Annotated in this window: 28 protein-coding genes; 8 read left to right on the top strand and 20 right to left on the bottom strand. The window is 50.8% G+C overall.

Going from position 1 to position 24,314, the window contains the following annotated elements:
- Positions 1–36: 36 nt before the first annotated feature.
- Positions 37–1,041 carry a helix-turn-helix transcriptional regulator gene (locus KNQ08_RS17015; RefSeq protein ID WP_050677941.1) on the bottom strand — a complete coding sequence of 335 codons (1,005 nt, stop codon included), beginning with the start codon at positions 1,039–1,041 and terminating at the stop codon, positions 37–39.
- Positions 1,042–1,154: 113 nt separating this feature from the next.
- Between KNQ08_RS17015 and KNQ08_RS04880 the strand changes: the two genes are divergently transcribed.
- The gene (locus KNQ08_RS04880) at positions 1,155–2,006 is read left to right on the top strand and encodes an alpha/beta fold hydrolase (RefSeq protein ID WP_050677940.1); all 852 of its coding nucleotides are present in this window, start codon (positions 1,155–1,157) and stop codon (positions 2,004–2,006) included.
- Here the strand turns inward: KNQ08_RS04880 and KNQ08_RS04875 are convergent.
- On the bottom strand, positions 1,994–2,662 hold the full coding sequence (locus KNQ08_RS04875; RefSeq protein ID WP_029341707.1) for a hypothetical protein: 669 nt from the start codon (positions 2,660–2,662) through the stop codon (positions 1,994–1,996). The two genes, KNQ08_RS04880 and KNQ08_RS04875, sit on opposite strands and share 13 nt — an antisense overlap.
- 145 nt (positions 2,663–2,807) lie before the next feature.
- On the opposite strand from KNQ08_RS04875, the gene KNQ08_RS04870 reads away from it, so the two are divergent.
- Entirely contained in the window at positions 2,808–3,344 is a 537-nt protein-coding gene (locus tag KNQ08_RS04870) for a flavodoxin family protein (RefSeq protein ID WP_214804929.1), read from the top strand.
- A gap of 79 nt (positions 3,345–3,423) precedes the next feature.
- Positions 3,424–3,741: a hypothetical protein gene (locus KNQ08_RS04865; RefSeq protein WP_149427366.1), complete on the top strand. Its 318-nt coding sequence runs from the start codon at positions 3,424–3,426 to the stop codon at positions 3,739–3,741.
- A 41-nt stretch (positions 3,742–3,782) separates the two neighbouring features.
- Here the strand turns inward: KNQ08_RS04865 and KNQ08_RS04860 are convergent, their stop codons facing one another.
- The 11 genes from KNQ08_RS04860 to KNQ08_RS04810 form a co-directional block, all read right to left on the bottom strand.
- On the bottom strand, positions 3,783–4,082 hold the full coding sequence (locus KNQ08_RS04860) for a putative quinol monooxygenase (protein WP_029341704.1): 300 nt from the start codon (positions 4,080–4,082) through the stop codon (positions 3,783–3,785).
- Positions 4,082–4,447, bottom strand: a complete 366-nt coding sequence (locus KNQ08_RS04855) for a YciI family protein (protein WP_149427365.1) — start codon at positions 4,445–4,447, stop codon at positions 4,082–4,084. Before KNQ08_RS04855 ends, KNQ08_RS04860 begins: the two co-directional genes overlap by 1 nt.
- A 93-nt stretch (positions 4,448–4,540) precedes the next feature.
- The gene (locus tag KNQ08_RS04850) at positions 4,541–5,002 is read right to left on the bottom strand and encodes a YflT domain-containing protein (RefSeq protein ID WP_023468312.1); all 462 of its coding nucleotides are present in this window, start codon (positions 5,000–5,002) and stop codon (positions 4,541–4,543) included.
- Positions 5,003–5,088: 86 nt separating this feature from the next.
- Positions 5,089–6,762 carry an FTR1 family protein gene (locus KNQ08_RS04845; RefSeq protein ID WP_214805716.1) on the bottom strand — a complete coding sequence of 558 codons (1,674 nt, stop codon included), beginning with the start codon at positions 6,760–6,762 and terminating at the stop codon, positions 5,089–5,091.
- Positions 6,746–7,978 carry an iron uptake transporter deferrochelatase/peroxidase subunit gene (gene efeB, locus KNQ08_RS04840; protein ID WP_251133621.1) on the bottom strand — a complete coding sequence of 411 codons (1,233 nt, stop codon included), beginning with the start codon at positions 7,976–7,978 and terminating at the stop codon, positions 6,746–6,748. The genes KNQ08_RS04845 and efeB overlap by 17 nt, the downstream gene beginning before the upstream one ends.
- A gap of 2 nt (positions 7,979–7,980) precedes the next feature.
- On the bottom strand, positions 7,981–8,799 hold the full coding sequence (gene efeO / locus KNQ08_RS04835) for an iron uptake system protein EfeO (protein ID WP_149427363.1): 819 nt from the start codon (positions 8,797–8,799) through the stop codon (positions 7,981–7,983).
- A 134-nt stretch (positions 8,800–8,933) separates the two neighbouring features.
- Positions 8,934–10,637 carry a DUF2339 domain-containing protein gene (locus KNQ08_RS04830; protein WP_214804927.1) on the bottom strand — a complete coding sequence of 568 codons (1,704 nt, stop codon included), beginning with the start codon at positions 10,635–10,637 and terminating at the stop codon, positions 8,934–8,936.
- Between the two features lie 139 nt (positions 10,638–10,776).
- On the bottom strand, positions 10,777–11,853 hold the full coding sequence (locus KNQ08_RS04825) for a C39 family peptidase (RefSeq protein WP_214804925.1): 1,077 nt from the start codon (positions 11,851–11,853) through the stop codon (positions 10,777–10,779).
- A 183-nt stretch (positions 11,854–12,036) separates the two neighbouring features.
- Entirely contained in the window at positions 12,037–13,086 is a 1,050-nt protein-coding gene (locus tag KNQ08_RS04820) for an oxidoreductase (protein WP_050677930.1), read from the bottom strand.
- A gap of 73 nt (positions 13,087–13,159) precedes the next feature.
- A complete protein-coding gene (locus KNQ08_RS04815) occupies positions 13,160–13,645 on the bottom strand; it encodes a GNAT family N-acetyltransferase (RefSeq protein WP_064299892.1) in 486 nt (161 codons plus the stop codon).
- Positions 13,646–13,867: 222 nt separating this feature from the next.
- On the bottom strand, positions 13,868–14,740 hold the full coding sequence (locus KNQ08_RS04810) for an SDR family NAD(P)-dependent oxidoreductase (protein ID WP_023468304.1): 873 nt from the start codon (positions 14,738–14,740) through the stop codon (positions 13,868–13,870).
- A 160-nt stretch (positions 14,741–14,900) separates the two neighbouring features.
- Between KNQ08_RS04810 and KNQ08_RS04805 the strand changes: the two genes are divergently transcribed.
- Both KNQ08_RS04805 and KNQ08_RS04800 read left to right on the top strand, forming a co-directional pair.
- The gene (locus KNQ08_RS04805) at positions 14,901–16,364 is read left to right on the top strand and encodes a potassium/proton antiporter (RefSeq protein ID WP_149427361.1); all 1,464 of its coding nucleotides are present in this window, start codon (positions 14,901–14,903) and stop codon (positions 16,362–16,364) included.
- A gap of 83 nt (positions 16,365–16,447) precedes the next feature.
- On the top strand, positions 16,448–16,858 hold the full coding sequence (locus tag KNQ08_RS04800; RefSeq protein ID WP_149427360.1) for a hypothetical protein: 411 nt from the start codon (positions 16,448–16,450) through the stop codon (positions 16,856–16,858).
- A 47-nt stretch (positions 16,859–16,905) separates the two neighbouring features.
- On the opposite strand, the gene KNQ08_RS04795 is transcribed toward KNQ08_RS04800, so the two are convergent.
- Together KNQ08_RS04795 and KNQ08_RS04790 are read right to left on the bottom strand one after the other, a co-directional pair.
- Positions 16,906–18,090, bottom strand: coding sequence for a hypothetical protein (locus tag KNQ08_RS04795; RefSeq protein WP_214804923.1), 1,185 nt, complete (start codon positions 18,088–18,090; stop codon positions 16,906–16,908).
- Between the two features lie 21 nt (positions 18,091–18,111).
- Positions 18,112–18,708, bottom strand: a complete 597-nt coding sequence (locus KNQ08_RS04790; RefSeq protein WP_029341691.1) for a DUF1129 family protein — start codon at positions 18,706–18,708, stop codon at positions 18,112–18,114.
- A gap of 148 nt (positions 18,709–18,856) precedes the next feature.
- Here KNQ08_RS04790 and KNQ08_RS04785 point away from each other — a divergent pair, with 148 nt between their 5' ends.
- Complete coding sequence (locus tag KNQ08_RS04785; RefSeq protein WP_023468299.1) at positions 18,857–19,003, top strand: hypothetical protein; 147 nt, start codon at positions 18,857–18,859, stop codon at positions 19,001–19,003.
- A 35-nt stretch (positions 19,004–19,038) separates the two neighbouring features.
- On the opposite strand, the gene KNQ08_RS04780 is transcribed toward KNQ08_RS04785, so the two are convergent.
- Genes KNQ08_RS04780 through KNQ08_RS04765 form a run of 4 tightly spaced genes read right to left on the bottom strand, consistent with a single transcriptional unit; the run spans position 19,039 to position 22,740 of the window.
- Positions 19,039–19,830 (bottom strand): PP2C family serine/threonine-protein phosphatase, encoded by a 792-nt coding sequence (locus KNQ08_RS04780; RefSeq protein WP_214804921.1) that lies wholly within the window; start codon positions 19,828–19,830, stop codon positions 19,039–19,041.
- An 18-nt stretch (positions 19,831–19,848) separates the two neighbouring features.
- The gene (locus KNQ08_RS04775) at positions 19,849–20,769 is read right to left on the bottom strand and encodes an alpha/beta hydrolase (RefSeq protein WP_214804919.1); all 921 of its coding nucleotides are present in this window, start codon (positions 20,767–20,769) and stop codon (positions 19,849–19,851) included.
- Between the two features lie 34 nt (positions 20,770–20,803).
- Complete coding sequence (locus tag KNQ08_RS04770; RefSeq protein WP_214804917.1) at positions 20,804–22,252, bottom strand: PH domain-containing protein; 1,449 nt, start codon at positions 22,250–22,252, stop codon at positions 20,804–20,806.
- Positions 22,249–22,740, bottom strand: coding sequence for a PH domain-containing protein (locus KNQ08_RS04765; protein WP_214804914.1), 492 nt, complete (start codon positions 22,738–22,740; stop codon positions 22,249–22,251). The genes KNQ08_RS04770 and KNQ08_RS04765 overlap by 4 nt, the downstream gene beginning before the upstream one ends.
- Before the next feature lie 126 nt (positions 22,741–22,866).
- Here KNQ08_RS04765 and KNQ08_RS04760 point away from each other — a divergent pair, with 126 nt between their 5' ends.
- Positions 22,867–23,322, top strand: coding sequence for a hypothetical protein (locus KNQ08_RS04760; RefSeq protein WP_023468294.1), 456 nt, complete (start codon positions 22,867–22,869; stop codon positions 23,320–23,322).
- Positions 23,323–23,339: 17 nt separating this feature from the next.
- Here the strand turns inward: KNQ08_RS04760 and KNQ08_RS04755 are convergent, their stop codons facing one another.
- Complete coding sequence (locus KNQ08_RS04755; RefSeq protein WP_251133620.1) at positions 23,340–23,771, bottom strand: MarR family winged helix-turn-helix transcriptional regulator; 432 nt, start codon at positions 23,769–23,771, stop codon at positions 23,340–23,342.
- Positions 23,772–23,879: 108 nt separating this feature from the next.
- Between KNQ08_RS04755 and KNQ08_RS04750 the strand changes: the two genes are divergently transcribed.
- Positions 23,880–24,302 carry an organic hydroperoxide resistance protein gene (locus tag KNQ08_RS04750; protein ID WP_023468292.1) on the top strand — a complete coding sequence of 141 codons (423 nt, stop codon included), beginning with the start codon at positions 23,880–23,882 and terminating at the stop codon, positions 24,300–24,302.
- Positions 24,303–24,314: the final 12 nt, after the last annotated feature.

The raw sequence follows: 24,314 nt of genomic DNA, 5'->3' as shown, positions 1-24,314 counted from the left end.
GCAAGATCCACGGTCAAGTGAACCTTGCTTCAGCCCTTAAAGAGCAGGTGTTTCGACTTGGTACATCGTCGCAAGACCTGCCACCTTGTTCTTGAATGTCTCCCGCCGTTCGACAGGCGCGATGATTTCCGCCTGGTTGCCGAACTGAATCAGCCACATCATGAAACCGTCGGAAAAGAGCGCATCGACTTTGACCTCGAACCAGAGGTCATCGAGACGACGGCAGCGGATATCCGTTCCGAACCGGTCGACGACGGTTGGCATCAGACTCTCCTGGAATTTAAGCGTCAATTGCTCGTTCTCTCCCCCGTACATGTTGAACATGTTACTTAAGTAACTCGGCTCGACATGGACCGGTTCTTCCATCGGTTCGAACGCTTTACAATCGACGATTCGGTCGACCCGGTACGTTCGGATCTCTTTGATCCGCTCATCGCGTCCAATCAAATAGTAATTTCCGTTATCCATCAACAGATGAGCCGGAGAAACGAGGTAATGCTCGCCATCCTTCCGTAACTCGAACTTCCGCGTCCGTTCATTAAACTTTCCTTGGTACTGGAAACTGATGACGAACCCATCGCTAATTGCTTTCTGGATCGTATCGATCGAGCGCGACGTCATTCCTTTTGGTTTTTTGACAGTATGTAGCACCGGTTGGAGTGACTCCGCCATCTTGTCACTCGTCAACGACTGAATCGTCTTAACGAGCGACGTCGTCTCACTTTCCGAGATGAACTTCGCACTGGCGATGGCATCGACGAGCAATCGGAGCTGATGATGCTCAAAGGGACGACTGACGAGATGATACGGAATGGCAAGTCCATTCTTCGTCTCTTCCGCCACGACGTCAAAACCTGATTTGGCAAGTGCCGCAATATCATCCTTCAACGATTTTCGGGATAGCTTCTCGATCAGTCCTCGTTTCGAGAGTTCCATGCTCAATTCCTCAAGCGTCAACGTATGGTCTTCATCCGACTGACGTTCGAAGATTTCTCGTACAGCAAGTAAGCGGTCACGGTTAGTTAATTTTTCGTTAGACACTACGCATCCTCATTTCCTAAGTCACAATGGTTTGGTTATACTTTACAGTATACATGAAAATGAATATTAAATTAACAATAAAATGGTAAAAATTAAGAGATAGGAGAATTTGGATGCATTATATCGCAGAATGGAATGGTCAGCGTTTTGATTACCGAGATAGCGGGAGCGGTCCCGTCATTCTTTTGATTCATGGTACGCAGTCGGATTACCGGGAGGTCTACCATGTCGAAAAGTTAATCACGGCAGGATATCGTGTCATCGTACCGTCACGTCCGGGATATGGAAGAACTCCACTTCAGCTCGCAGATAGTCCAGAGGCGCTTGCAACGTTCTACGCTGGGTGGCTTGCTTCCCGCCAGATTGAACAGTACACCGTTTACGGCATCTCTGCCGGCGGACCGACGGCAATTGCACTTGCTGGAATGGATCCAGGCGTTCATGCCCTCGTCTTAGCGTGTGCGATGACGCACCGGATCTCGCTGCCGTATCACCGTCTTTTGATCCAACCGGTCTTACAACGTCCCCTGCAGTTCATCCAGTGGGGGCTTTGGACGTATGTGAAGGATAAGATTCGTAAGTTTCCTGAAGAAGCAGCGGTGCGGATGGTCGAGATGACGAGTCTGTTACCACGCGAAACGATCCGTACCCACATTAGTGAGACGGATGCGTCGTTATTATATGAGGTTGGTCTTCAAAATGGTCCTGGGCGAGGTGTCTTGTTTGATATCACACAAGACTTAGAACGAGAACGGCTTGAAGCCGTCACGTGTCCCGTCTTGATCGTCCATTCGAAGTCAGACCGTGCTGTTCCGTTCGAGCATGCGGAACACGCACGACGGAGCATTCCTCACGCGCAGTTCATTGAATCGAAAAGTCCCGGTCACCTGATTTGGATCGGTCCATCCGCGCGTCGGGATGAACGGATGATCGAACGGTTCATCGCTTTTAATCAGATGACTTGAAGGCGGAGCCGCATTTTTAGCTTCTCATCATCCTCCTCGATTGCGATCAGACCACGACGCGTTAGTTCACCAATCGCACGACGCGTCCGGTCTTGATTAAGTCGGGCACAGCGGGCAATCTCAGCGATGCCCATCCGACATGACAGTTGATTCGCCTTGATCTTTGATGAAGGCTTCGCGACGGAGCGTTGTAAGAGGCGCCAAAAGACGTGACGGGCATCCTCTGATAAAGCATAGGCATTTTTCTCGATCACCGGTGGCATGTAACGAACGTCTTCTCGAATCCGGCGAATCAGATAGAGACTAAGCCATTCTTCGAGCTCCGCTTGAATTCGTGAGAATTCGAACCACCAAAGCTGCTCGAGTGCCTCCTCTTCTTTCGTCGCCAGTTGCCAGCTAGCAGGAATCTCATCAAACTCTTCCTCGAGCCAGTCTTCGTAGTCGAGTGCCGTCTCATACAAGACTTGTGACGGGATCTGCTCGAGTGACGTCCGATGTTTATAGATATCAAAGCTCATCCGTCGAAAATGTTCGACGGATGCAGCCACTTGGCTCAAATGAATCAATTGTTTCGTGATGAGTCGCGCCAGTCCATCCATCTCGAGGTGGATGGCATATAAGTGTTTTTCTAGCGCAATGAGCGTGCTTCTCTCCATTCGACCGTTCCTCCCCTATTTGTTTTTCGTCTTCTTGTCTTTTTCCGCAAAACCCTTATTCAAAACCAATTGTGAGCATATCGGTGTATTGACAGTGCAGTTTGGAATAGAATAGAACAATCGAATTCAAAAGGAGATGCACGATATGTATACGATTTTTGGTAGCTCACGTAAAGGAAACAGTGAATGGCTCGGGGAACAAGCATTGAAAGGAATCCCTCATGTTGCTGTCGATTTGGCGAACGTCTCGATTCAGCCGATTGAAGACCGCCGTCATCATGGAGGCTTTTTACCGATTGGCGATGACTATCGCCATATTGTCGAAGAAATGCTTGAACACGATGACATCCTGTTCATCACTCCGATTTATTGGTACTCGATGTCGACGAAGATGAAATTATTCATCGATCGATTCAGCGAGTCACTGCGCGACAAAGAGCTCGACTTCAAAAGCCGGATGGCGGGGAAACGATTCCACTTGATCGCGGTCGGAGGAGACAATCCACGCGTTAAAGGACAAGCGCTCGTCACGCAGTTCGAGCATATCGCATCGTTCCTTGGCGCGACGCTTGAGACAGCGATTCTTGCCGAAGGAAATGCACCAGGTGAGGTCGAGTACGATCAAGAAGCGATTGCCGCAATCGAGGCGTTTCGTGAAAAAATGTCAGGAGCACGTGTTTAAGCACTGTTCGTGAAGGGAAATAACTGAAGCAGAGCGCACGACTATCTAGCGTACGACTCAATTCAGGAGGTGGTCAGCCATGTTCGCATCTAAAAAACGATCGAATCGCAAGTGGAAACAACTGACTTCACGCCAGCATATCCTTCATCTTGAACATCTGTATCAATCACGCGAAGAGACGATTGTTCGTGATCGCCTCTCCTTACAACACATCATGGAACGTGCAGTCCGGACCGGACAGACGGTCCACGTCCGATTAAAACAACTCGATACGGTATCCGGTTCGATCCAAGCGATTTTTCATGACCGCGGAACGATTGAACTCGTCACATCGACAGGTATGCGCCGGATGGTGCGAGCGTCGGACGTCATCGATATCCAGTGTACGACAACCTAACAGCATGTAACCCCTTCTCGACTAGAGGAGGGGTTTTTGGTTTACATGAGTCCTTTGCCACCGAGCGGGTGGTCTTCGAGCACGCGTTCAACACGCTCGAGCAACGGACGCGCTTGCGTAATCAAACGCCGCGTCACCGGTAACTCTAAAGACGCGAGGTGTGCAGCGGCATCCGTCCAGATTTCACGGACATGTAGCACATCCGGTTCGTCAGAACTACTGATGATGTAGTGTAGACAACTCGGATGAGTTTCTAAAGAAGCCGCAGCTTCAAGTAACAGGGCGATGACGTGGTCGCGTTGTCCGGCTTGAGTCGTAAATGTCGTCCATAATCCATACATCAAGAGGTACCTGATAATGGACGGATTTCTGCGCGCCAACCGTAAGATTCCCCTTCTGCGACTTGAGTCGTCGGATGAAGGGAAGCCAGTTCCATCGCATGATCCAAATCACGTGCTTCAAAGACAATCAAACTGCCAATCTGCTCTCCATGCGTTCGATCCGGCTCTACATTCTTCTGTACGACCCCATCCTGCCAGTAAAATGCTTGTGTCGTAAGTCCCGGGTGCCAGTCTGATAGGACATCGACTTGTTCATTGAAGGTGTTCATCAACGCATCACAACGCGACATCAAAGCATCGATCTCTTCCTTCGATAAAGCATCCATCCGCTCAGCATCGTAATAACCGACATATAAGAATTGCATTGTCTCTCCTCCTCTCAATTTTCCCATTCCCTTCCATGAGAAGGCTAAACAAAAGCCTCCTGTCTCTACGCTGAGAAACAGGAGGCTTATGTATCATTCATCTTTTAACTTGACGTTTTGATCGGCTGGTAACGTCGTCGTCGTTTCCTCGTCTTCAAGTTTTGGTACGCCAGCACCATAATCGGTTGCTTCATCCGTCACGTAAGACGCCGCGAACGCTGGATTCAGTAAATCGGACTTCGAACCGACGATGACGATCCGCCCGTGTCGGACTTCATCTTCTAGATCCTCAGCGACATCCTTCGTCATGCCAAGCTCGGACAATTGAGCAATCCGATCATTACGGTTACTGCGGACGGCTGATAATAACGTCTCGAAGAATGACTTCTTCGTTACGCGGTACGGTAACGTCTGCGTGTCATTCGCGATCCGTTCCGCGAGTTCTTCGTCTTTCGCAAAGATGTAGATCTGTTTATTCGAATAGCCACTTGATTTGAGGCTCGTCACTTCTGCGTCGACAGCGGTCATGTTTCGTACGATGCGTGTTTCAAGCATAAAAATCCCTCTCTTTCATGCAGCAAGCTGCTGATAAGAAGTTATACCCGAAACATAATAGTTGAAACCTGAAATTGAAAAATGGATCAAGCAGCAGTCTGGATTGCTGCTGTGCGCCGCTTTTGCCAGATCGTAAACAAGGCAATCAGAATCATCAGGACGACTTGCGGGATAAGCGTCTCGAGCGTTGGGTAGAAACCAATCCAGCCGGCGGTTCCGAGTCCATTGATCGGATGAATCGGTAAGACGTTCGTCAGCTGCAACGCGTGCAGACTCGTACCAAGAATCTTGAACGCCATCACATAAATCAACCAGGACGCGACTTGGAACAGACGATGAATCGGTAAACGAATACCAATCTGGATGACCGCATACGAGACGAGACCGATGATGATGATCGCGAGACCGATTCCGGATAACAAGGCAGTTTTCGTCATCGCTGGTGCCATTCCGATATAAAATAACAACGTCTCGGCGCCTTCTCGGAAGATCGTCAAGAAGCTGACGAAGAACAAGGACGTCGTCGAAAGCGTCGACAAAAAGTGTTTTCGTTTGGCGACGGCGCTTTTCGAGTGCAACCAGTAGCCGACGAACAACATGACAACGACCGCGACGATTCCTGTGTAGCCTTCGATTTGTTCCCGACCTGTCGCTGCGAACGAGGCCTGAAAAACGGTCTGGAGGATGAGCGCTAACAGACCGCTTGCGATCAGACCAAGCCCAGCGCCTGCCCAAACCTTCCCTTCTTGTTTCGATCGACTTTTCCGCGCGAAGGCAACAAGCGCACTGACGATCAATAATGCTTCGAGACCTTCCCGCAGCATGACGAGCATTGCATCGACGAACGTATAATGCGTCTTCGTTTGTAATTGTGCGATAGCATTCTCAAACGACTGGAGTTCTTGTGCCGTTTTTTCCCGAGTTTCCGGCGTCAGTCGGGCAAGTAACAGTGGTACGTCTGATTCAAGCTGGGAATAGAGCCCTTCATTACGTGTCCGGACCTCACCTTCCGCTCGCGGCCAAGTCTTGAGAAATGCTTCTAGCGCTTCTTTTGCTTCCGGCAGATCATTTGCCGTAAGTGCGGTTTGCGCCTCCTCGAGTGGCGTCAGCAGCGACTGCAGTCCCGTTTTCTTCGCCTGGACTTTCTCTCCGTCGAGGAAAGACTGAACGGCCGTATCGAACTGATCAAGTGCGGCTTTCCATTCCTTCGTATCCGCGGAATCACGCGCCGCCGCGATCCGGATCGACGCAAGTGCCATCTCGATGTTGCCATAATGACCGACACTGTCGTTGCGAACAAGACTCTCGTGCGTCGCCCATGCGGTCAACAACCGTTGCTCCGCTGCCGGACGATCGCTCGCCTTGACCTGCCGCATCTCTTTCGTCAACGAAAGCAATTGCTTCACTTTTGCTTTCGCAATCGGGTCCGTCTTCGGTTTCGTTGCTTCTTCCTGCTTCCGGACAGCAGCAGAGAGTGCTGTCAGTTGCTCGCGGACTTCCGGAAACGTTGCCGACCGTTTCGCATCGACCTGTTTGACGGCTTTCGTGATTGCCGCTTGTTGATCAGGTAAGTCTTGAGCAGCTTGTCCTAGTTCATCAATCGCTTGATTCAGTGCTGCGCGATCTTTACTTGCGACGGCAGACAGGGCTTGTCCGATCGCGACATAGAGATCATCCGTCGAAGCAGCATAGACAGGCATCGTTTGTTGACCGGCTACAAGGAATACAAGTACAAGGACGAGATTACGCAAATAACGCATCACCGATGTAGCCTCCTTTCGAGATTCCACCGAAGCAAGCGAAGATGGCACTTCCACGGTGCGTGATGTATTCATTTAATCGGTCCTGTGCGGCAAGACGGCGCTGAATCTCGATGAATTGTTTCGGTGAACGCTGATACGATAAGAAGAGTAGACCCGCATCGAGGGCACCTGTCTTCTCATCGATGCCGTCTTGATACGAGTAGGAACGGCGTAAGATCGCTGTCTTCCCATCCCCGTGCGCGACAGCGGTATGCGAGTCAACCGGTAAGGCTGCTTCGCCACGAGCTTGTCGTTTCGCTGGTGTGACGGAAGCGAACTCGTCTGTTGAGCCGAGCGGTGCCCCAGAAGCGCGTTCGCGCCCGAAGGTCCGTTCTTGCTCTTTTAGGATCGTCCGGTCCCAGACTTCGAGATGCATCTGGATGCGACGGACGACAAGGAACGAGCCGTTCGTCAACCACGGTGTACCATCTTGCCACTGACAAAAGAGCGATTCTTTCCGGACCTGCTTCTTCGAGACATCAGGATTCCCCGTGCCGTCCTTGAAGCCGAACAGATTACGCGGCGTCCCACCAGAGGCATCTGCTGCTTTACTGCGCTGGAAACCAGCTTGGGACCAACGCATCGCGACCGTCCCACGCCCGACACGGACGAGGTTACGGATCGCATGGAAGACGACTTGCGCATCATCACCGCAAACTTGGACGACGAGGTCGCCACCGCTCCATTTTTCGTCCAGACGATCGAGATCGAACGTCGGCAACGGTTTAAGGGCATCCGGTCGTTTATGACGGATGCCGAAGCGACCGTCAAACAGACTTGGACCGCACCCGAACGTAAACGTCAAGTGACCGGCCGATAATCCATCCGCTTCCCCCGTATCTTCCGGTGGGACGTAACGGGAGTCGGAATCGCCGTATGGTAACCCGGCAGCAAGTCTGGCACATAAACGCGTCCAGCGTTTTAATAAATCGACCAATTCATCGCGGCGCTCCGTCTTGATATCAAACGCCACGACTTGGACGTGATTTTGTGGTGGTGTCAGAATTCCCGCTTGATACGTCCCGTAGAACGGCTCTTGATCACTTGCTTCAACAGTCAATGTCCGCGGAAGGAACTTCTCAAGACCACTGGCATACAGGGCGGCCCCGAGACTCGTCAAGCCTGCGACCTTCAGGACGTCACGCCGCGTGACGCCTTCTTGGATTGGTTTCATGCTTATCCCTCCAGTACGATGCCCATCTTCGAGAGCGGTTCCGCGAGTTCATTGATGGCGACACTCATCTGTTTGACGTCTTGTTTCGAGAGACTCGTATAGAGAACATAGCCGTCACCCTGTTTCTTCGCATCGAGTAACGCGTAGACATCCTTGAAGCGAGCAGCAATCTCTTTTGATAACGCCGCATCTTGTTTTTTTAGCGCCGGGTTTAACAGTTCGTAAATCTTTTCAGCCCCTTCGACGTTTGCCGCGAAGTCATATAAATCGGTATGCGAATAACGGTCTTCTTCCCCTGTCACTTTTGACGTCGAGACTTCGTTCAATAGATCCGTCGCCCCCGTGACGAGTAATTCTGGTGTCACCTCGACCGTCTCGACCTTTGCCCGCAGTAAGTGGACGTCCTTCATCAATTGTTTCGCGTATGCTTCATAACCTTTTGTCGTTCCCTTTTCGAATAATCCTTGCTCGATCCGGTGGTAGCCACCCCACTCCGACGCTTTCACGTCGCCTGCTCGCGCATCGATCTTCGGATCAAGGTCACCGAATACTTCCGCGATTGGTTCTGCGCGTTCGTAATACATCCGCGTCGGTGCGTACAACGCTTTCGCTTCTTCAAGCTTTCCCGCTTGTACGGCATCCGTGAACTTTTCCGTCTCGCGGACGAACGTATCGATTTCGTTGATCGCATACGTCCGGTAATCCGTGACGACCTGGTCAAAATTCGTCTTTTTCGGTGCTGGTGTCTCCGCTTGTTTCGCTTCACTGCAACCTGCTAAAACGACGGCGAGCGCCCCTGTCATCAATAATACTTGTTTCATGTATAGTTCCCCCTGTTACTAATTAAGTCAGTTCCTTAAATAGTATAGACGACAATGATAATCGTTATCAATAAAAATTTTTGAGCAATTAAAAACGCTTGAACCGGTTCATTTCAACCGATTTAAGCGTTTTGTCAGGCTTGTTCTTTGCGTTTTTTGAAGTACGTCCGTGAAATGATGAACGTGACGATTCCGAAGCCAATGAAGACGAATGCTTTTTGGAATAAGCTCAGGAACGACAAATCGAATAGTAAAAGCTTGACGGCACTGATAGTCAGTAGCAACAACCCGGATAATCGCCACGTCGACGACGTCCGCATCCGACCAATCGCGACAAGGACGAGTGCGAGGACGATATAGGCCGCGGACAACGTCGTACTACGCGCCGTCTCTTCAAGACCGCGGTAGAATGGTAACTCCATGATGATCAACGTGTATGTCGTAAAGACACCGATTGCAGCTAAGACGAGGACAAGTTGCCACGACCCTTTCCAAACCGGATCACGATGTGTCTGAACGAGGAGCAAGACGAATGCCGTCGAAGCAATGACCATCGCGAGCACCGTCAACGCATACGACAGCCCTATGCTTTGATAAGATTCATAATCAACGACGGCTGAAAAGATAAAGACGACATACAACCCGACGTTAAACAACCGTTGATGCGGCATTCGCGCCCGCGGAACGAACCAAAATGCGGCGATCAACCCGGCAATCAAGAAGTAGCGCAGTTGATACGTCCAGCTGAGGGCATCTGCCGGAATCAAGAGGACAGCGACGAGTAAGGCGACGTGACCGACGCCGTTTTGAGCCGGATCCTTTAATCGATCCGCAAGCACGTAGGCAATTCCGGCGAACAGAATCGCTACAAGCGTCCCGAACGACCAATCGAGGATCAGTAACGTCAGTAAGACGACAATCCCGGCAAGCCAGCTTGGCACGTTTGGCTGAAACTGGATGCGTCGTCCGACGAACGATGTCGCACCGTAACCGAAGAATGTCGCAAGTAAGAGAGACCATTCATCAAGTCGTGGTACCTGTTCATCAAGCCAGTAGAGCTCTAACGAGAGTAGGCCGAACGCGAGTGCGATCGTAAAGATCACCCAAGCGAAGACGAACGCTTTTTTGGCCTTCAGTCGGTCAACCGCAAAGAAGATCGCTGCGAACAGGACGACTTCGTACAATAAGAAGAGCGGTAAGTTCGGGTCGTCCGATAATTGTAGATACGGTAATAAGAAACCGGTGATGGATACGAGGACGAGCAAGGCTTGCGATCGCATCCAGAGCATCAGACCGTACGCGATGAAGACGACGACGAGCTCAAGTAAGAAGGCTAAAGACGGTGGATAGAATTGATATAAGGCCATCCCGGCGAACAGTGCCGCCAACGCGACGATCGTACCGGTCGCGACGAGTCCGACCCCGAGCTCACGTCGTTTCTTCTCATACTGGTATTCTCCAAGGGCGATGACGAGTAGACCGATCAAGACCCCACTTCCGATGCGGACAGGCGGACTGATCAGACCGGCAACCGAGGCGTAGGAGAACAGGAACAAGGCTCCGAGTGCAGCGAATATCGCTCCAATCCGGGGTAACCAGACGGTCGCGATGACCTGTTCCCATTCTTCGCGGGAGCGTTTTTCCTTAAATGTTGGTGGAGGAACAACCGGTTTTCGTTTCGTATAAGCAGGGCGCGGAGCTGGGCGGGCGACTGTACTTACTTCTGGTTCGCTCGGTTCAGGTGCGACAGACGAAGTGTGCTGTCCTTCAAGGGCAGCTACTCGTTGTCGTAACGCCGCGATCTCCTGCTCGAGACGCGTGATCCGTGGATCTTCCATCTCTTCACTTCCTTTCATGGATACATTGTCATTCTTTTACACACCTAGCAGGTGAACTCCTTCATTTTACAGTAGATTTCGTATCGATATGCCTGAAAATGACAAAAATCCGGTCGCGTGGGAGCGACCGGATGAGGGTTTAACGAACAGATAACGCATATTGTCCCGTTTTATTGAAAACGGATGTGAACTGCGAGCGACTGACACTGTACTTGCCGCGGTATGGGTCCGAGACGTAGAACGAACCGCTTGAGACACCTGTCACGAGCATGACGTGATAGTTCCGGTAACCTGTGAATGTTTTACCGTCCGGTTTGATCCAAGAGAAGTAGCCATATGGATTCTTGAAATCGACCGTTGCCCAGACGATGACCGGGTTACCGCTACGAATCTCACGTTCAATTTTCGAGACGCCTTGTTTCGAGATATCAACGGCACCACTGCGGTATTTTTTCGCAAGTGGTAGGATTCCTTTCGGGTAGATACCCCAGTTCTTGTAGTAGTCGAGCGTTCCGGCTGGATTCCCCGTGAACATTTTTTCCGGATCTGCCCAGTAATACTTTCCGTTCTTATACGTCGCGTTCTTCATACTTTTCGGCATTTGATTGTAGAGTGACGCAGCAGAGACGGCTTTTTTCTTGTATTCAAGTGCCATCTTCAACGAGACGAACTCACAACCAGATGGATACCCGAGTGAATATTGGTTGTAGTACGGAACATTTAACTTCTTCGTCGTCGTCGATGGTTTCGACTTCGAGACGTATTGTGTCGAGATATAGCGGTAGCTTCCCTTATAGAGAATCCGTGTCCAGCTCCCTGACGTGCCGTATGTCGCAACGGCAAACCCTTTATTCAGCTGTCCTACGACTTTATACTTCGTTCCAGCACCCGTCCGGACGTTGAGTGTGCCGACCGTCGTATACTTCGTCCCTGTCGACGTATATTTCGACGAAGACGATTTGACGTAGTTCTTGTGTATGTAGCCTGTGCGGGATTTGTAGCTGATTTTATACCAGCTGCCGGACGTTCCCTTTGATGTGTAGACGTTCCCTTTGTAGACGTTACCGAGAATCTTACTCGATGTCGACGGTTTCTCGCGGACGCGTAAGACATCCGTCGTCACGGTCAACTTCGTCGCGGCCTCAGCGATCAACGAAGGGCTGAGTACGCCAACAATGACAACCGCTACGAGCAATGCGGATAAGAATCGTTTCATGATAGACCCCCTATATTTTGATTTGGTGAGACATTCCCTTATTCCCAACTTTTTGAAAAAATAATCAACATTTCTTTAGAAAAATCTGAAAAATAAGGAATGCACCTGTTCTTTATATCAAAAAAACCCGACCATGCCTATGGGCACAGTCGAGTTGTCATCAACCTGCAATCAAATTAAAATTTAATTTTGGATCGTCAAGATATAAGGTGACGGTTGCGCAAAAGCTTGTTCGAGCAGGTGGGCAACAAACAAGGTATCCTCTTCTTTCACCGGAAGCGGTGCATCTTCGACGATACTGCGGTAAAAGGCGCGATACATTTTACCGTAATCACCAACAGGACTCGGGATTCGGACGTCTTGCAGATGACCGTGTTCATCGTGATAGATCAAACGCCCATAATCGTCTTCTGAATCCTCACCGAACCCCTCTTCTCCCGGGAAGTAGTTCGCTTTCAGGTCGAGCTCTTGCCGGTCGACGTGTTGTTTGATGAACGTCCCGTTCGTGCCGTGTAACATCCACCGGGGTGCCGGGGCAAGTGCGACATGACTCGTCCGGACGCTGACCTTGAGCTCCGGATAATAGAGATCAATCGCAAACGCGTCGTCTGGATTATGCGGCAGTCGAACACTTCGTACGTCAAAGGCGACCTTGTCCGGTTTTCCGAACAAAGCGATGATTTGATCGAGCGTATGGACGCCGAGTCCGTAAAGCGCACCGTTTTCGTGACGCGCATCAGCTGACGCCGCTTCCGGGCGGAATAGATCAAATTGCGAGACGACCTCGACGAGACGACCAAGTTTCCCGGAACGGATGATTTGCGCGACGACTTGGAAGTCGCTGTCGTAACGTCGGTTTTGATAGGCGAGAATCTTGACGCCTTGTGCATGTGCTTCTGCAAATAGACGCTTCGTCTCCTCTTCCGTCACCGTAAATGGTTTTTCGACGAGAACGTGCTTTTGATGTTGCAGCGCGAGCAACGCGTATTCGAAATGTGTCGCCGGTGGTGTATTGATGACGACGACATCAAGTGCCGGGTCAGCGAGCATTTCGGACAGATCCGTCGTAAAACGGGCATCCGGCAGTCGATCCTGATAGGATGCGAACAGCTCCGGTTTTTCCTTCCGATTGTAAATCCAGGTGACGTGATAGTTGTCCTCGATCATCACGTACGGTAAATGGTAACGGGTCGTACTTTTGCCAAAGCCGATGAAGCCGATATTCAATCGCATCCGATCACTCCTTGAACCGTTCTTTTTCTATTACCATACCAAACGAAACGACCGTTGTCTTGATTGAACCGCTTCAGGCTGTCGCTTCGATGCGTTCATACTCATAAATCGAGAAGCCGTCCCGTGTTCCTTGATAGACGAATCCGAAGGACGTGTAATATGCATTGAGAAACTCGTTTGAAGCGACACAATCGAGTCGTAGGATTTCTCCTTCATCCTCTGTCACAGCAATCGCGTGTTCCAGCAATTTCCGACCGACCCCGCGTCCTTTGGCGCGGTCGCTGACGACGATTCGATGGATATACAGACCTTCTACATCATCCCACAAGGATTGATCCCATTCGAGCGAAGGAAGCAGGGCAACGGAACCAAGCAGCTCGTTCTGATCCTCAAAGACATATAAGCGACCTGCTTCTAAATCTCGCGCGACGAGTTGCTCGATGTCTTGCTCCAGATAAGCAGACCACTGGCTACTGCCACTGGCTTTGAGGGAGAGCGCTTTTTGCTCAAGTAGGGTTGCGATGTTTCGAACGTCTTTTGATGTAGCTTGTCGTATCATGTTATTCCTCCTGTTACAAAAAAATTCTTCTCTATCCTAACGAATGTACAGCGAGAAGAAAACCTTTTTGCTTCAAGATTTCACGTTTGCCCATTATTTTGTGATTTTTTTCATATTCCACAATTTTATTTCAATGTAACGTATCCTTTAGGAGTGATCTGACCCCCAGTCGTCACAACGGATAAACGACCGGCTTCCCACGAGCCGGTCGTTTTTTGTCGTTCAGGCGAGTTCAACCCAGCGACGCGACAGATTCCGTGCTTGCGCCCGGTACTCGTCGTCTTCGACGATCGGATTACTGAGTCGTGGAGCGGAATCTGCATAGTAGCCGCCGTTATCGAGCGGATCGTCGGTCGTTGCGAGATAGAGTGCCGTCTTCGCGCCGTATTCTGGTGTATAGAGTTTTCCGGTCCAGTATCCGACTTGCGCGACCGGTTTGAGTAACGTCTTCATCACTTTGCCGTACTTGCCGCGGTAGAACAAATCCGTATTGACGATCCCCGGGTGGACGCTGACGAACGTGATCCGGTCGCCGTGCTTTTCAGCCAGTTCACGCATATGAATCATTTGCAGGAGCTTTGATTCGCGGTAGGAACGCATCGGGCTATAGTGTTCTTTTTTGACGTGGGCGATCGCTTCGAGTTCGACGTCGGTCCGAATCAAACCGCCTTCACCTGCGAGCGACGAAATCGAGATGACACGCGGATCGTTCCCTTTCTCAAGTAACGGCAATAAGCGCTCGATCAAATAGAAATGACTCAAGTAGTTGACCTGGAATTGTGATTCGAAGCCGTCCTTCGTGACATGATACGGCGGTACCATGACACCGGCGTTTAAAATCAAGCGGTCGATGCGACCGACTAAATCAAACAGACGATCCGCGAAGCGACGGACGGAATCCAGTTGATCGAGTTGAACGATCTCGATTTCCAGGTGCGTATGCGATACACCATGTTCCCGCAGTAGTTGCACGAGTGCCGTCGCTTTTTTCTGCGAACGGACGGTAGCGATGACCCGATCTCCTCGCTCCAATAATTCTTGAATCGTGACCATCCCCATGCCGGAGTTGGCACCCGTGACGATACAGATGTTCATCCCTTTTCCTCCTTGTGTTCCGTATTGAACGCATATAGTTCTGCTTCTAGTTTTCCTTTTTCTTTTCGTTTGTACACCTCGTTTTGACGTTATTTTTCGAAATTTTCAAAAAGTAACGTATACTAAAAGGAGAACATGTTATCACGAAAGAGGTGGTCGGATGGAAGAAGGGACGATCTTATTCGTCGCAGGAACGTTACTATTGATTGCGATCATCACGACGAAGTTTGCCGTCCGGTTAAATGTACCGACGTTGATCCTGTTCGTCGTCGTCGGGATCGTGGCAGGGTCAGATGTCACAGGAATCATCAACTTTGGTGATTTCGAGCAAGCTCGTCTTTTTGGGACGATGGCGCTCGTTCTGATTCTGTTTGACGGTGGCTTGCATACGAAATGGGTACACTTCCGGAAAATTCTCCCCGCTGCCCTGTCGCTTGCGACCGTCGGGGTCCTTGCAACGACCGGGATCATTGCCATCGTTGCGTATCTATTACTTGATTTTTCTTGGCCGGTCGCGTTATTGATCGGCGCGCTCGTCGGCTCGACTGATGCGGCTGCTGTTTTTTCCCTGCTCAGTGGACGACCGGTCGATGCCAAAGTCAAACATACGCTCGAAGCGGAGTCCGGAACGAATGATCCGATGGCCGTCTTCCTGACGATCTTGTTCACATCGTTTGCGTTAGCGCCGGAATCGTTCTCGATCGGTGCGGGTATTCTGTCCTTCATCTACGAGATGGGACTCGGGACGCTAGTTGGTCTTGCGATCGGGTATCTCGTCACGCAACTGCTGAACCGGATTGAGTTGCCATCGTCCGCCCTTTATCCGACGCTTCTGTTCAGTGGGGCGCTCTTCTCGTATGGTCTCGCGACGATTTTGCACGCCAGTGGGTTTCTCGCTGTCTATTTGACCGGGATCTGGATCAACAATCATGACATGATCTACCGCGAGACGCTCAAACGATTTAGTGGTAGCTTGTCGCATTTAGCAGAGATCGGCATGTTCATCATGCTCGGATTGCTCGTCTTTCCAAAACAATTGCTCGATCCCCGGACATTGTTCGTCTCGGCTGTCATCGTCCTGACGTTGATCCTGCTCGCTCGTCCACTTGCCGTCGTCTTGTCGTTGCTTCCGTTTCGGTACACGGTCAAAGAACAGAGTGTCATCACGGCAGCCGGATTACGGGGCGCCGTTCCGATCATTCTCGCGACCTATCCGCTTTCAAGCGGTCTCGCGGAAGCACCACTTCTTTTCAATATCGTCTTCTTCACCGTCATGACGTCTGCTCTCTTGCAAGGAACAGCCTTACCGTGGATCGTCCGGCGAATGGGGCTAGAGACACAGCCCGACACGACGGTCGAACCGTTCCTGAAATTCATGACCGTCACCCATCCGCAAGCGGAAATCATCGAGGTCAGGGTCTCGACAAACAGTGTGATTGCCGGAAGAACGTTACAGGATATCGAGATGCCCCAAGATGTGCTCGTCGTTGCGATCATTCGTGAAGATGAAATTCTGACGCCGCGTGGTCAGACACGTGTCCTCGTAGACGATCAACTGTTGATTTTAACACCTAAACAAGCGGATCAGGACGTGCGACGGCTGATCGCGTCACTCGGAATATAGATCATTTGACACATCCTCCAGTAGGGTGTGTTTTTTTGATGTAGATTGGTATACTCAAAAAGGAAAATAAAGGAGGAACCTTGATGTTGAAACGATTACTTGCCGTCATCTTGACCACCACGCTCGTTTGCACCGTCCTAGCATACATATCCTATACACCGCTCCGAGATCGGACATCGGATACGATGTATGAATCGCTTGGTTCGACATTCATTTCCTACACCTTATTTGCGTTACCCATCATCTTGCTGTCCGGCTTCTTACTCGACTTCCTTATCGGCATGATCATCAACCGGTCATCGACGACATTAGCGTATATGCCGACAGTCCTCGGTTACGGAGTGTACGGTATCGTGATCGCGAGTCTCCTGATTCTCTTGACGACGAAGGACGCATTTGACCTGCCGCTTTCTTTTACGATCGCTGCTCTGACAGCAATGATCTATTACAGTCTGTCCGTCGTCTTTAATCGATTGTCACAGCACGCGCACTAAAAAAACGAACAGGCACGTCCGCGAGTAAGCAGACGTGCCTGTTCGTGTTATTCTGCTTCCGTTCGTTCAATCGTGATGACACCCGGTGGACGATGCGGGAAGGTCAACGTCAGACCGGCAAAGCGACAAATATCATCTTCGTTCGGTGCCCGGTGCACCCACTCGATCGTCTCTTGCCTTGCTAGCGCGTGGCGGATCCGGTTATCGGCTTGTGTACGCGAGATGCCGCGGCAATCGACGTTCGTGATATACGTTGCTTCGTCCGACTCGATCTGTTGCCAAATCCCGAGGATCAGTTGACCAATCGGACTGACAGATTGACCATCCGGTTCTTCACTGCTGACGGCATCATCGAGCATTTCGATGACAGCGTCACAGGTCTCACCGGAAGCAAGCAATCGCGTCGATCCTTGTTGTAGAATCCGGTATCGCGTCACGCCGTTCTCGAGCCACAAGCGCTGTGCGAATGGATTGACCGGAACACCGTGGAAAAATGTCTGCGTCCCGCGCCAAGCAAAACCAAATGATGGATCGTACGCCCGAATCGTCGCCATGGCGCGATCATGGAACTTAGTGATCGTCTGTCGTTCTGTTTCCAGTAAGTTCCGGATCGCGTTATCGTCTTCTAACGATACCGACTTTGGTGTCACGGTGAATAATTCCGACTCCGGTAAGCGGTGTGGGGACAAAATCGTTCCGTCGAAACGATAATCGTTCGCCGGACGTCCAGTACGCCCGACAGATAAGCGCCACGTTCGTTCTTCCGGCATGAAGGCATAACTTTGATGGGCAAAAGGTGGTGCGACGAACAGTCCCGGAAACGGATCGAATGTGTCAACTCGCAGGACGTCACCGTCATACCAGCACTCTTCGATCAGACGGACGAGCCGTCCGACGGGTGCATTACGGTCCGTCAGGTAACGACCGGTATTCACATGAAATCCGAGTAGGAACTCGCGCTCTTCTTCTTGGAACGTCACCATCAAGAGTTGGAACAACGACGCAATCTGCTGCTCGACGAGTTGTGGCTCCTCCTCCGTCTCTGCTTCGAAGGCGACCATCTTCCAGCCGGACCGCTCATACAGATGGATCGTCACCGGAAAGAACAGGAAGGCACCATGTGTCGCTTCGAGCTTGACCATATCTTGCGATGCTAATCGTTCTGTCAGTAGGGAAAAGCCCATTCGTTCGAAATGATCTTGCAGCCGTCGTTTCCAATGTGTGAACTCCACGCAATCCTCTCCTCTCGCGAATTATGCGCCGCGCTTTCGTAACGGATTCTTTGACCAGTAGATGTAGAGACCAACGAGTCCCGCGATGCCGATGATATAAGACGGCGTTCCGCTGACTTGAATCAAGACGTCCGGTGCCGGGAAGACCGTCACGAGCAGTGCCTTATAGGTTGAGAATAAAATGAAACTGATGACGAATTGAATCCACACCCGCGGTTTGACTTGTTTAAGCTTCGGTGCCGTGATGACTTGTGACATCGCATCGATCAAGAATAGAGCGATGATTGAGAAGAATAAGTAATCGATCAGGGCGAATTGGAACAATCCGTCGATCCCTTCGATGAAGATGAACATCAGAATTGAGGAGACATAGTTTCGTGTCCAGCGTTTTTGCGTCTCCATCCGATGTCGTTGTGGTAACTCAGCGATCATCTGATCGAGGCGTGCTTCGACGGATAGACCGTGAATCTCTTCGAATGGACGCTGCTTCCGCTGGGCTTCGTAGATATCTGCCCGCAGACGGTCTTCAATTTCCGTCCGGTCTGGTTCTGCGACATTCAGATTCAAGCGTGGTAAAACGGTTTCTAATAGACGTGTGTTGGCTTTCGTTAATTTCAATCGATTTCCCCCTTTTTCATGTTTAAGTATACTGGGTTTTTGGGAAAAATACGTAGTGGAAGTAAAAGATTGCTTGACGAAACGATGAAGAATGTTCAGAATTATTAAAATATAGTGTCGGAATCAGATAGAAAGGACGTGTCGGACCATGCGTCAAACATTGACGAGCGCCGCCTTGATCACCTTGCTGACAAGTGCGGGCATCGCCTTCCCGTTGGCTGAAGCGAAGCCACCCGTGGACCAAGAACCGGTCGAACTCGATCAGCAACAGGAACAAACGCCTGAAACAGAATAACAATAACCCGCGCTCAAGCAGGAGCGCGGGTTATTTCATGTATCACTAGGTTGGGTGACGCGTTCGTCAATCGTGACGGTCCATGTAATGACCGTCGTACTGTCACGAACACCCTGTGCCTCGATCGTCGAGAGAAGTTCTTTGACACCACCTGATCGTAAAGTGTCCTCGATCTGCATCGCGTCAGCATATGGGGTTCCCGGGCACTCAAGCAAACCATCCGTCGTCACGAACAACTGATTCTCGCCTTGACGCAATTCGCGGATCCCACGCGCGTAACTCGGGACCGGTAACGCAAACGTGTTCGCGCGTCCAATCCATTCATAGAATTGACGCTGGTTCAAAGCGGCTTGTCCCATCTTCATCAGCTCCGGGTGAAACAGATACAAGACGACGTCACCGACCGAGAACCACCAGATGAACCGTCCTTTGCGGACCGCAATCAGACACGCCGTTTCTCCTTGCAACGTCGCACACGCCGCTAAAAAGTCCGGGTCTTGAAATAGATCCAGCACGGTCGTCTCGATTCGTCGGAATGCGTCCGTAAGTAGTGCATCAAGATCAGTCCGAATGCGCGACTCGTGTTGTGCTAACTGCTGTAAGACAAGTGCTGCACTATCTGCTGTCTTATGAGCGTCTAAGACGACGGTCATCTCCCAATCGTCGCCGATTAAGATGGCAGCCCCGTCTTCGTTTTTATATTGACCGCTTCTTGAGCAGCCTCCGAATCGACCGAGCGTCACCCGACCAATCTGGTCAATCTGCTTCGTGTCAACGAATGGTTCGTCGGATCCGACCCAGTAGTAGGATGATTGTGTCGTCTGCATGCATCAGTCTTCCCTTCTTTACATCTCCCGCAAGTACGGTTGCAGGAATAAGCGTAATCGTTTTTCGTAGTTGTCCGGGTCCATCGTATACGTCTCGTCATGACCGGCATCGCGAACCGGATACAATTGTTTTAATCCCGTTTTTGCTTGATACAGTTCATACATCATCCGAACCGGGACGAGATCGTCCTTCAGTCCGTGGATAAACATCGTCGGAACCCGACTCTTCGTTGCTTGGCGCGTCACCGAGACGTCGCCATAAAAGAAATCCTGCTCGCCTTTGTTCCACATGCTCGCGACCGTCAGAGACGGCAGTGCCGGGTAACGGATCTGTTCGTCCGCGAGTAGACTGAACCAGTCGTCGAGTCGGGCGTAAGCTCCTTCAGCGACGATCGCCCGGACTTGTGTCGGTACGGTCTCGCCAGAAGCGAGTAAGACAGTCGCCCCGCCGACACCGAGTCCATGATAGACGATCCGTGTATCATCTCCGTTTTCAGCAAGCAAGCGCTTCGTCCATTCCAAGACATCCAGTCGATCGAGCCAACCGTAATTCCGGACGCCACCGCTTCGATCCTGCCCACGCCGTTCGATGAGTAAGACATTAAAATCAGCCTCATGGTAATAGCGGGCAAGCGCATAAACACCGGTCTGTGAAAACATCATCTCATCCGGGACGAGGAGGACTGTCTGTTTGCTACCGTCAACCGGTAGATAACGACCGAAACGGACGAGCCCGTCCTTCGACCATTGCTGTGTCTCGCTCGTTTGTTTGAACCATGTCTCGTCGTTCGTCACCTGTCCGTCCGTTCTCGTCGTCTTCAGAATCGGAGAAGCGTCCGACTGACCGATCAATGTTTCTTGCATCCGGTATCCATCATAGACGATGAACAGTAGCAGACACGTGACGAGCAACACGATGCCGATTCCCCATTTGCGCATGTGCTTCGCTTCCTTTCCGACAGTGAGTCTTTCCTTATTCGTCGTCGGTTTGCACTTCCCCTGCTAACGGGGTCGAAAGGAACGATTGTTTATACCAGCGCTGTAAGGTATCGATATCCGTTCGTTCGAAATAGAGCGCGTTAAAGGCAGTATTGCCCCGTAATTGAATCTCAATCCGGGCAATCTCCTTTGCTTCGAGCCAGCGGGAGACGGACCAGGTCAATTCCTCAATCTTCAGTCGCGGCGTATAGACGGTCTCTTTTTGGACCCATTGTTTGCGTAACATCAAGAGATCGTGGCCAGTTCCGAAACGGGTCTTTCGGTAACCACTACGCACAGCGAGGTAATAGAACGGTAACCAGATGAACAGAAGCAAGATTAAGAAGCGCCAGGAAGTATCAAGGACGATGATGACGACACTGCTTAGTGCAGTAAACAACAGCGCATAACCGAGTAACGGCCAACGAACCCGGTAGCGAAAGCCAATCGGTGCGACTTCATGCTGCGGGCTGAACTGTCGAAAGCGCGGCAGATATGTCGCTAGGAACGCATCAATCTCGTTCGTCCGGATGAACGGATGGAGCAACAGTCGCTCCTTTTCTCCAGTCGCCGAGATGATGTGCAAGGACAGGCTAGCCCGTCCAATCAACCGCTGAATCCAGCTTTCCTGAATGACGAGGGCTTGAATCTTGTCGGCATGAAACGCGACCTCGGTCCGGTTCAACATCCCGTATCCGATCAACAATCGGTTGTGTTGCAAGACGGCACGGTACGAACCGTACTTCAAGATATAGACGATGATCGAGCCGATATAGATGACGAGTAAGACGATTACGCCAAGTCCCGTCAAGACGAACAGTGATAAATGCGCGAGCTCCGAGAACAGTCGATCGACATAACGTTCAATGAACTGATCGATGAATTGATAGGCGGTTCCGATCCCGACGAGCGCCAGTCCGACGCGTCCTGACAAGGCACCGGCTAATGCCAAATCGCGGACCGGGATCGTATAGGCGACTTCTTCCTGTTGTTCTTCGACGACGAGTTGCCCCTCGTTTTTGATCGACGACTTTAGTTCTTTCGCAAAATCAAGACGGATTCCTTTTAGTTCGACTTCCGGTGTTCCGCTCTCGGACGACGTCTCGACGGTCAACGTCGCAAGACGCAGCAGTCGTTCGATGACATTTTGCTGGATGCCGATCGACTCGATCCGTTTACGTTGCGTCGTCCGTTCACTTTTTTGGAAAATCCCTTTGCGGACCCGAATCGTCTCGGCATCGATCGTGAACGTATAGAAATACCAGGAGGCGATCCCGTATAAGAGGACGAACACAATCCCAACACTGATCCCGATCCACGTATAGGTGTTGATCTCGCCTTTTCGGATCGCATTTAAAATCAAGGCGGCGAACGGAATCAGGAGCGAGCGGATAATCGAGATACTCGACATCACGATGAACAGCGGGTGGACGCGCCGGGTCATAACGATTCCTCCTCCCGCTCCTCGAGTTTCGCGAATCGTTCGACTTGTGTGCGTAGCGCGTCTCCTTGTGCACGATCGAGTCGTGACAACGTGACGAAGCCGGATGCCGTTCGAATATCCAGTGTGATCAAATCATAGCGACGCAGGATTGGTCCCGTTTGACTGTCAATCAGTTGCACCTTGACGAGCGGCACGGTGACTTCGCGGCGGAAAAAGATGCCGTTGCGGACGACGAGAAATTCCTCATCGATACGATAACGCATATACTTCACGCGAAGAACGGGTATGTAGACGATACGGGGAATGAAATAGATCAGCCAAAGCAGACCGACGATGCCCATCCACCAGGGTGTCAGGTCGAGCCACATGACTTGGGTAATCGTCGTTCCAATCAAAATGACGACGATCAAGCCGTGTAACGGCAACAATCCGAGCCGTTCTGCTCGAATCGATCGTTCTGGCAGCGTATGCCATTGTACAGTAGACATCCAAAAACACTTCCTTTCGTTTCCATTTACGGTTAAAAACGTCGCTTGGTTTCAGACAGCGGTTGACATTTTGTTTGATTTCATCGCATATATAGAAGTGAAGAACTGTAACACCAAGGAGGAACCATGTTAACTTTTGAAGAAAAACTACGAATTATCGAGACCTTCCCACAACTCGTCCGCAAAGATGTCTCGCTGAAGCGCGTCAATTTCCAATTCCCGGACAGTCAGTATGAGAAGAAGAATCTCGTCTATCATTTGCATCCGAACGGAAACGGCTTCGTCTATGCCGCTGGTCTACCAGGTTATGAAACGGACGAAAAAGGGTTCGTCAACATCCGTGAATTCTCAGAGCCTGCTTTAATTCTCTTATTAGAAGATGCGATCAAAGCACTCTCGACGGTCCAATCGGTCGAAACACTCGAAGAAACATGGGTCAACGATAATCAGTTCGAATTGACGTTACTCAATGAAGACATCGACACGTGGCTCGTCTACGCCGGTGATCTTTTAGACGGTGCATTCAACTCGTATAAGGAAGCAGCGAACTATCTTGAAGAAGAAGGTTTCCGCCGTAAATAAGACAATGAGCGATCCGGTTAATCCGGGTCGCTCATTTTCATGACGAGACGATTCAGTGCCGCTTTGACGACGCGCAAGTCTTCTTCGTCAACGTCGAGTGTTTGGACGAGATCAAGCGGAATGGTCTCTGCTTGTTTCCGTAACGCACGACCGGCATCTGTCAAAAAAATCTGGATGTGCCGTTCGTCTTCCGGCTTACGGACGCGTCGCAACAGTTCTGCTGCTTCGAGTTTCTTCAGTAACGGCGTCAACGTTCCCGAATCAAGATGGAGCCGTTCACCGATGGCTTTCAGCGATTGTCCCTCCTCCTCCCAGACGACGAGCATGACGAGATATTGTGGATACGTCAGACCGAGGGGTTCAAGTAACGGACGATAACGACGCGTGATCTCACGCGAAATCGCATAAAACGGAAAACAGAGTTGTTCATCTAAAGCTAACGGGTTCATAAAAAATTCCTCCAATCGTGAGCAAACGAGTTGCATTTCGATTTAAATTGTATACAATCTAATTGTAAGCTACTTATTTGAATCTAACAACGAAAGGGAGTTACACACATGAAACCAATGTTCACATCATCTGCAACAGCTGTCGGAGGTCGCGACGGACGCGTCGTATCGGAGGACGGTATTCTTGACGTTGCCCTCGCAATGCCGGTACCAGGATCGAAAAAACAAGCAACGAACCCAGAACAACTCTTTGCTGCAGGATATTCTGCTTGCTTCGACTCTGCCTTGAACATGGTCGCTCGCAAACAAGGAATCAAACACGATGGCAGTGAAGTCACAGCACACGTGACATTAAACGAAGCAGCTGACGGATTCATGCTCTCTGTCGAACTCGATGTTCTCGTCCGCGGGATCTCGGAAGAAGCTGCGGCTGAACTTGCGAAAGTCGCGCATACGGTCTGCCCTTATTCGCGTGCAACTGCTGGAAACATCCAAGTCGACGTCTATACACGTACAACTGACGCAGAATAAGTGTAGCATTTC

The organism is Exiguobacterium sp. s46, from assembly GCF_018618875.1.
In the GTDB taxonomy this organism is placed as follows: Bacteria; Bacillota; Bacilli; order Exiguobacteriales; family Exiguobacteriaceae; genus Exiguobacterium_A; species Exiguobacterium_A abrahamii.
Note: the sequence above shows the minus strand (reverse complement) of the source record. Positions and strands in the feature narration are given on the sequence as shown.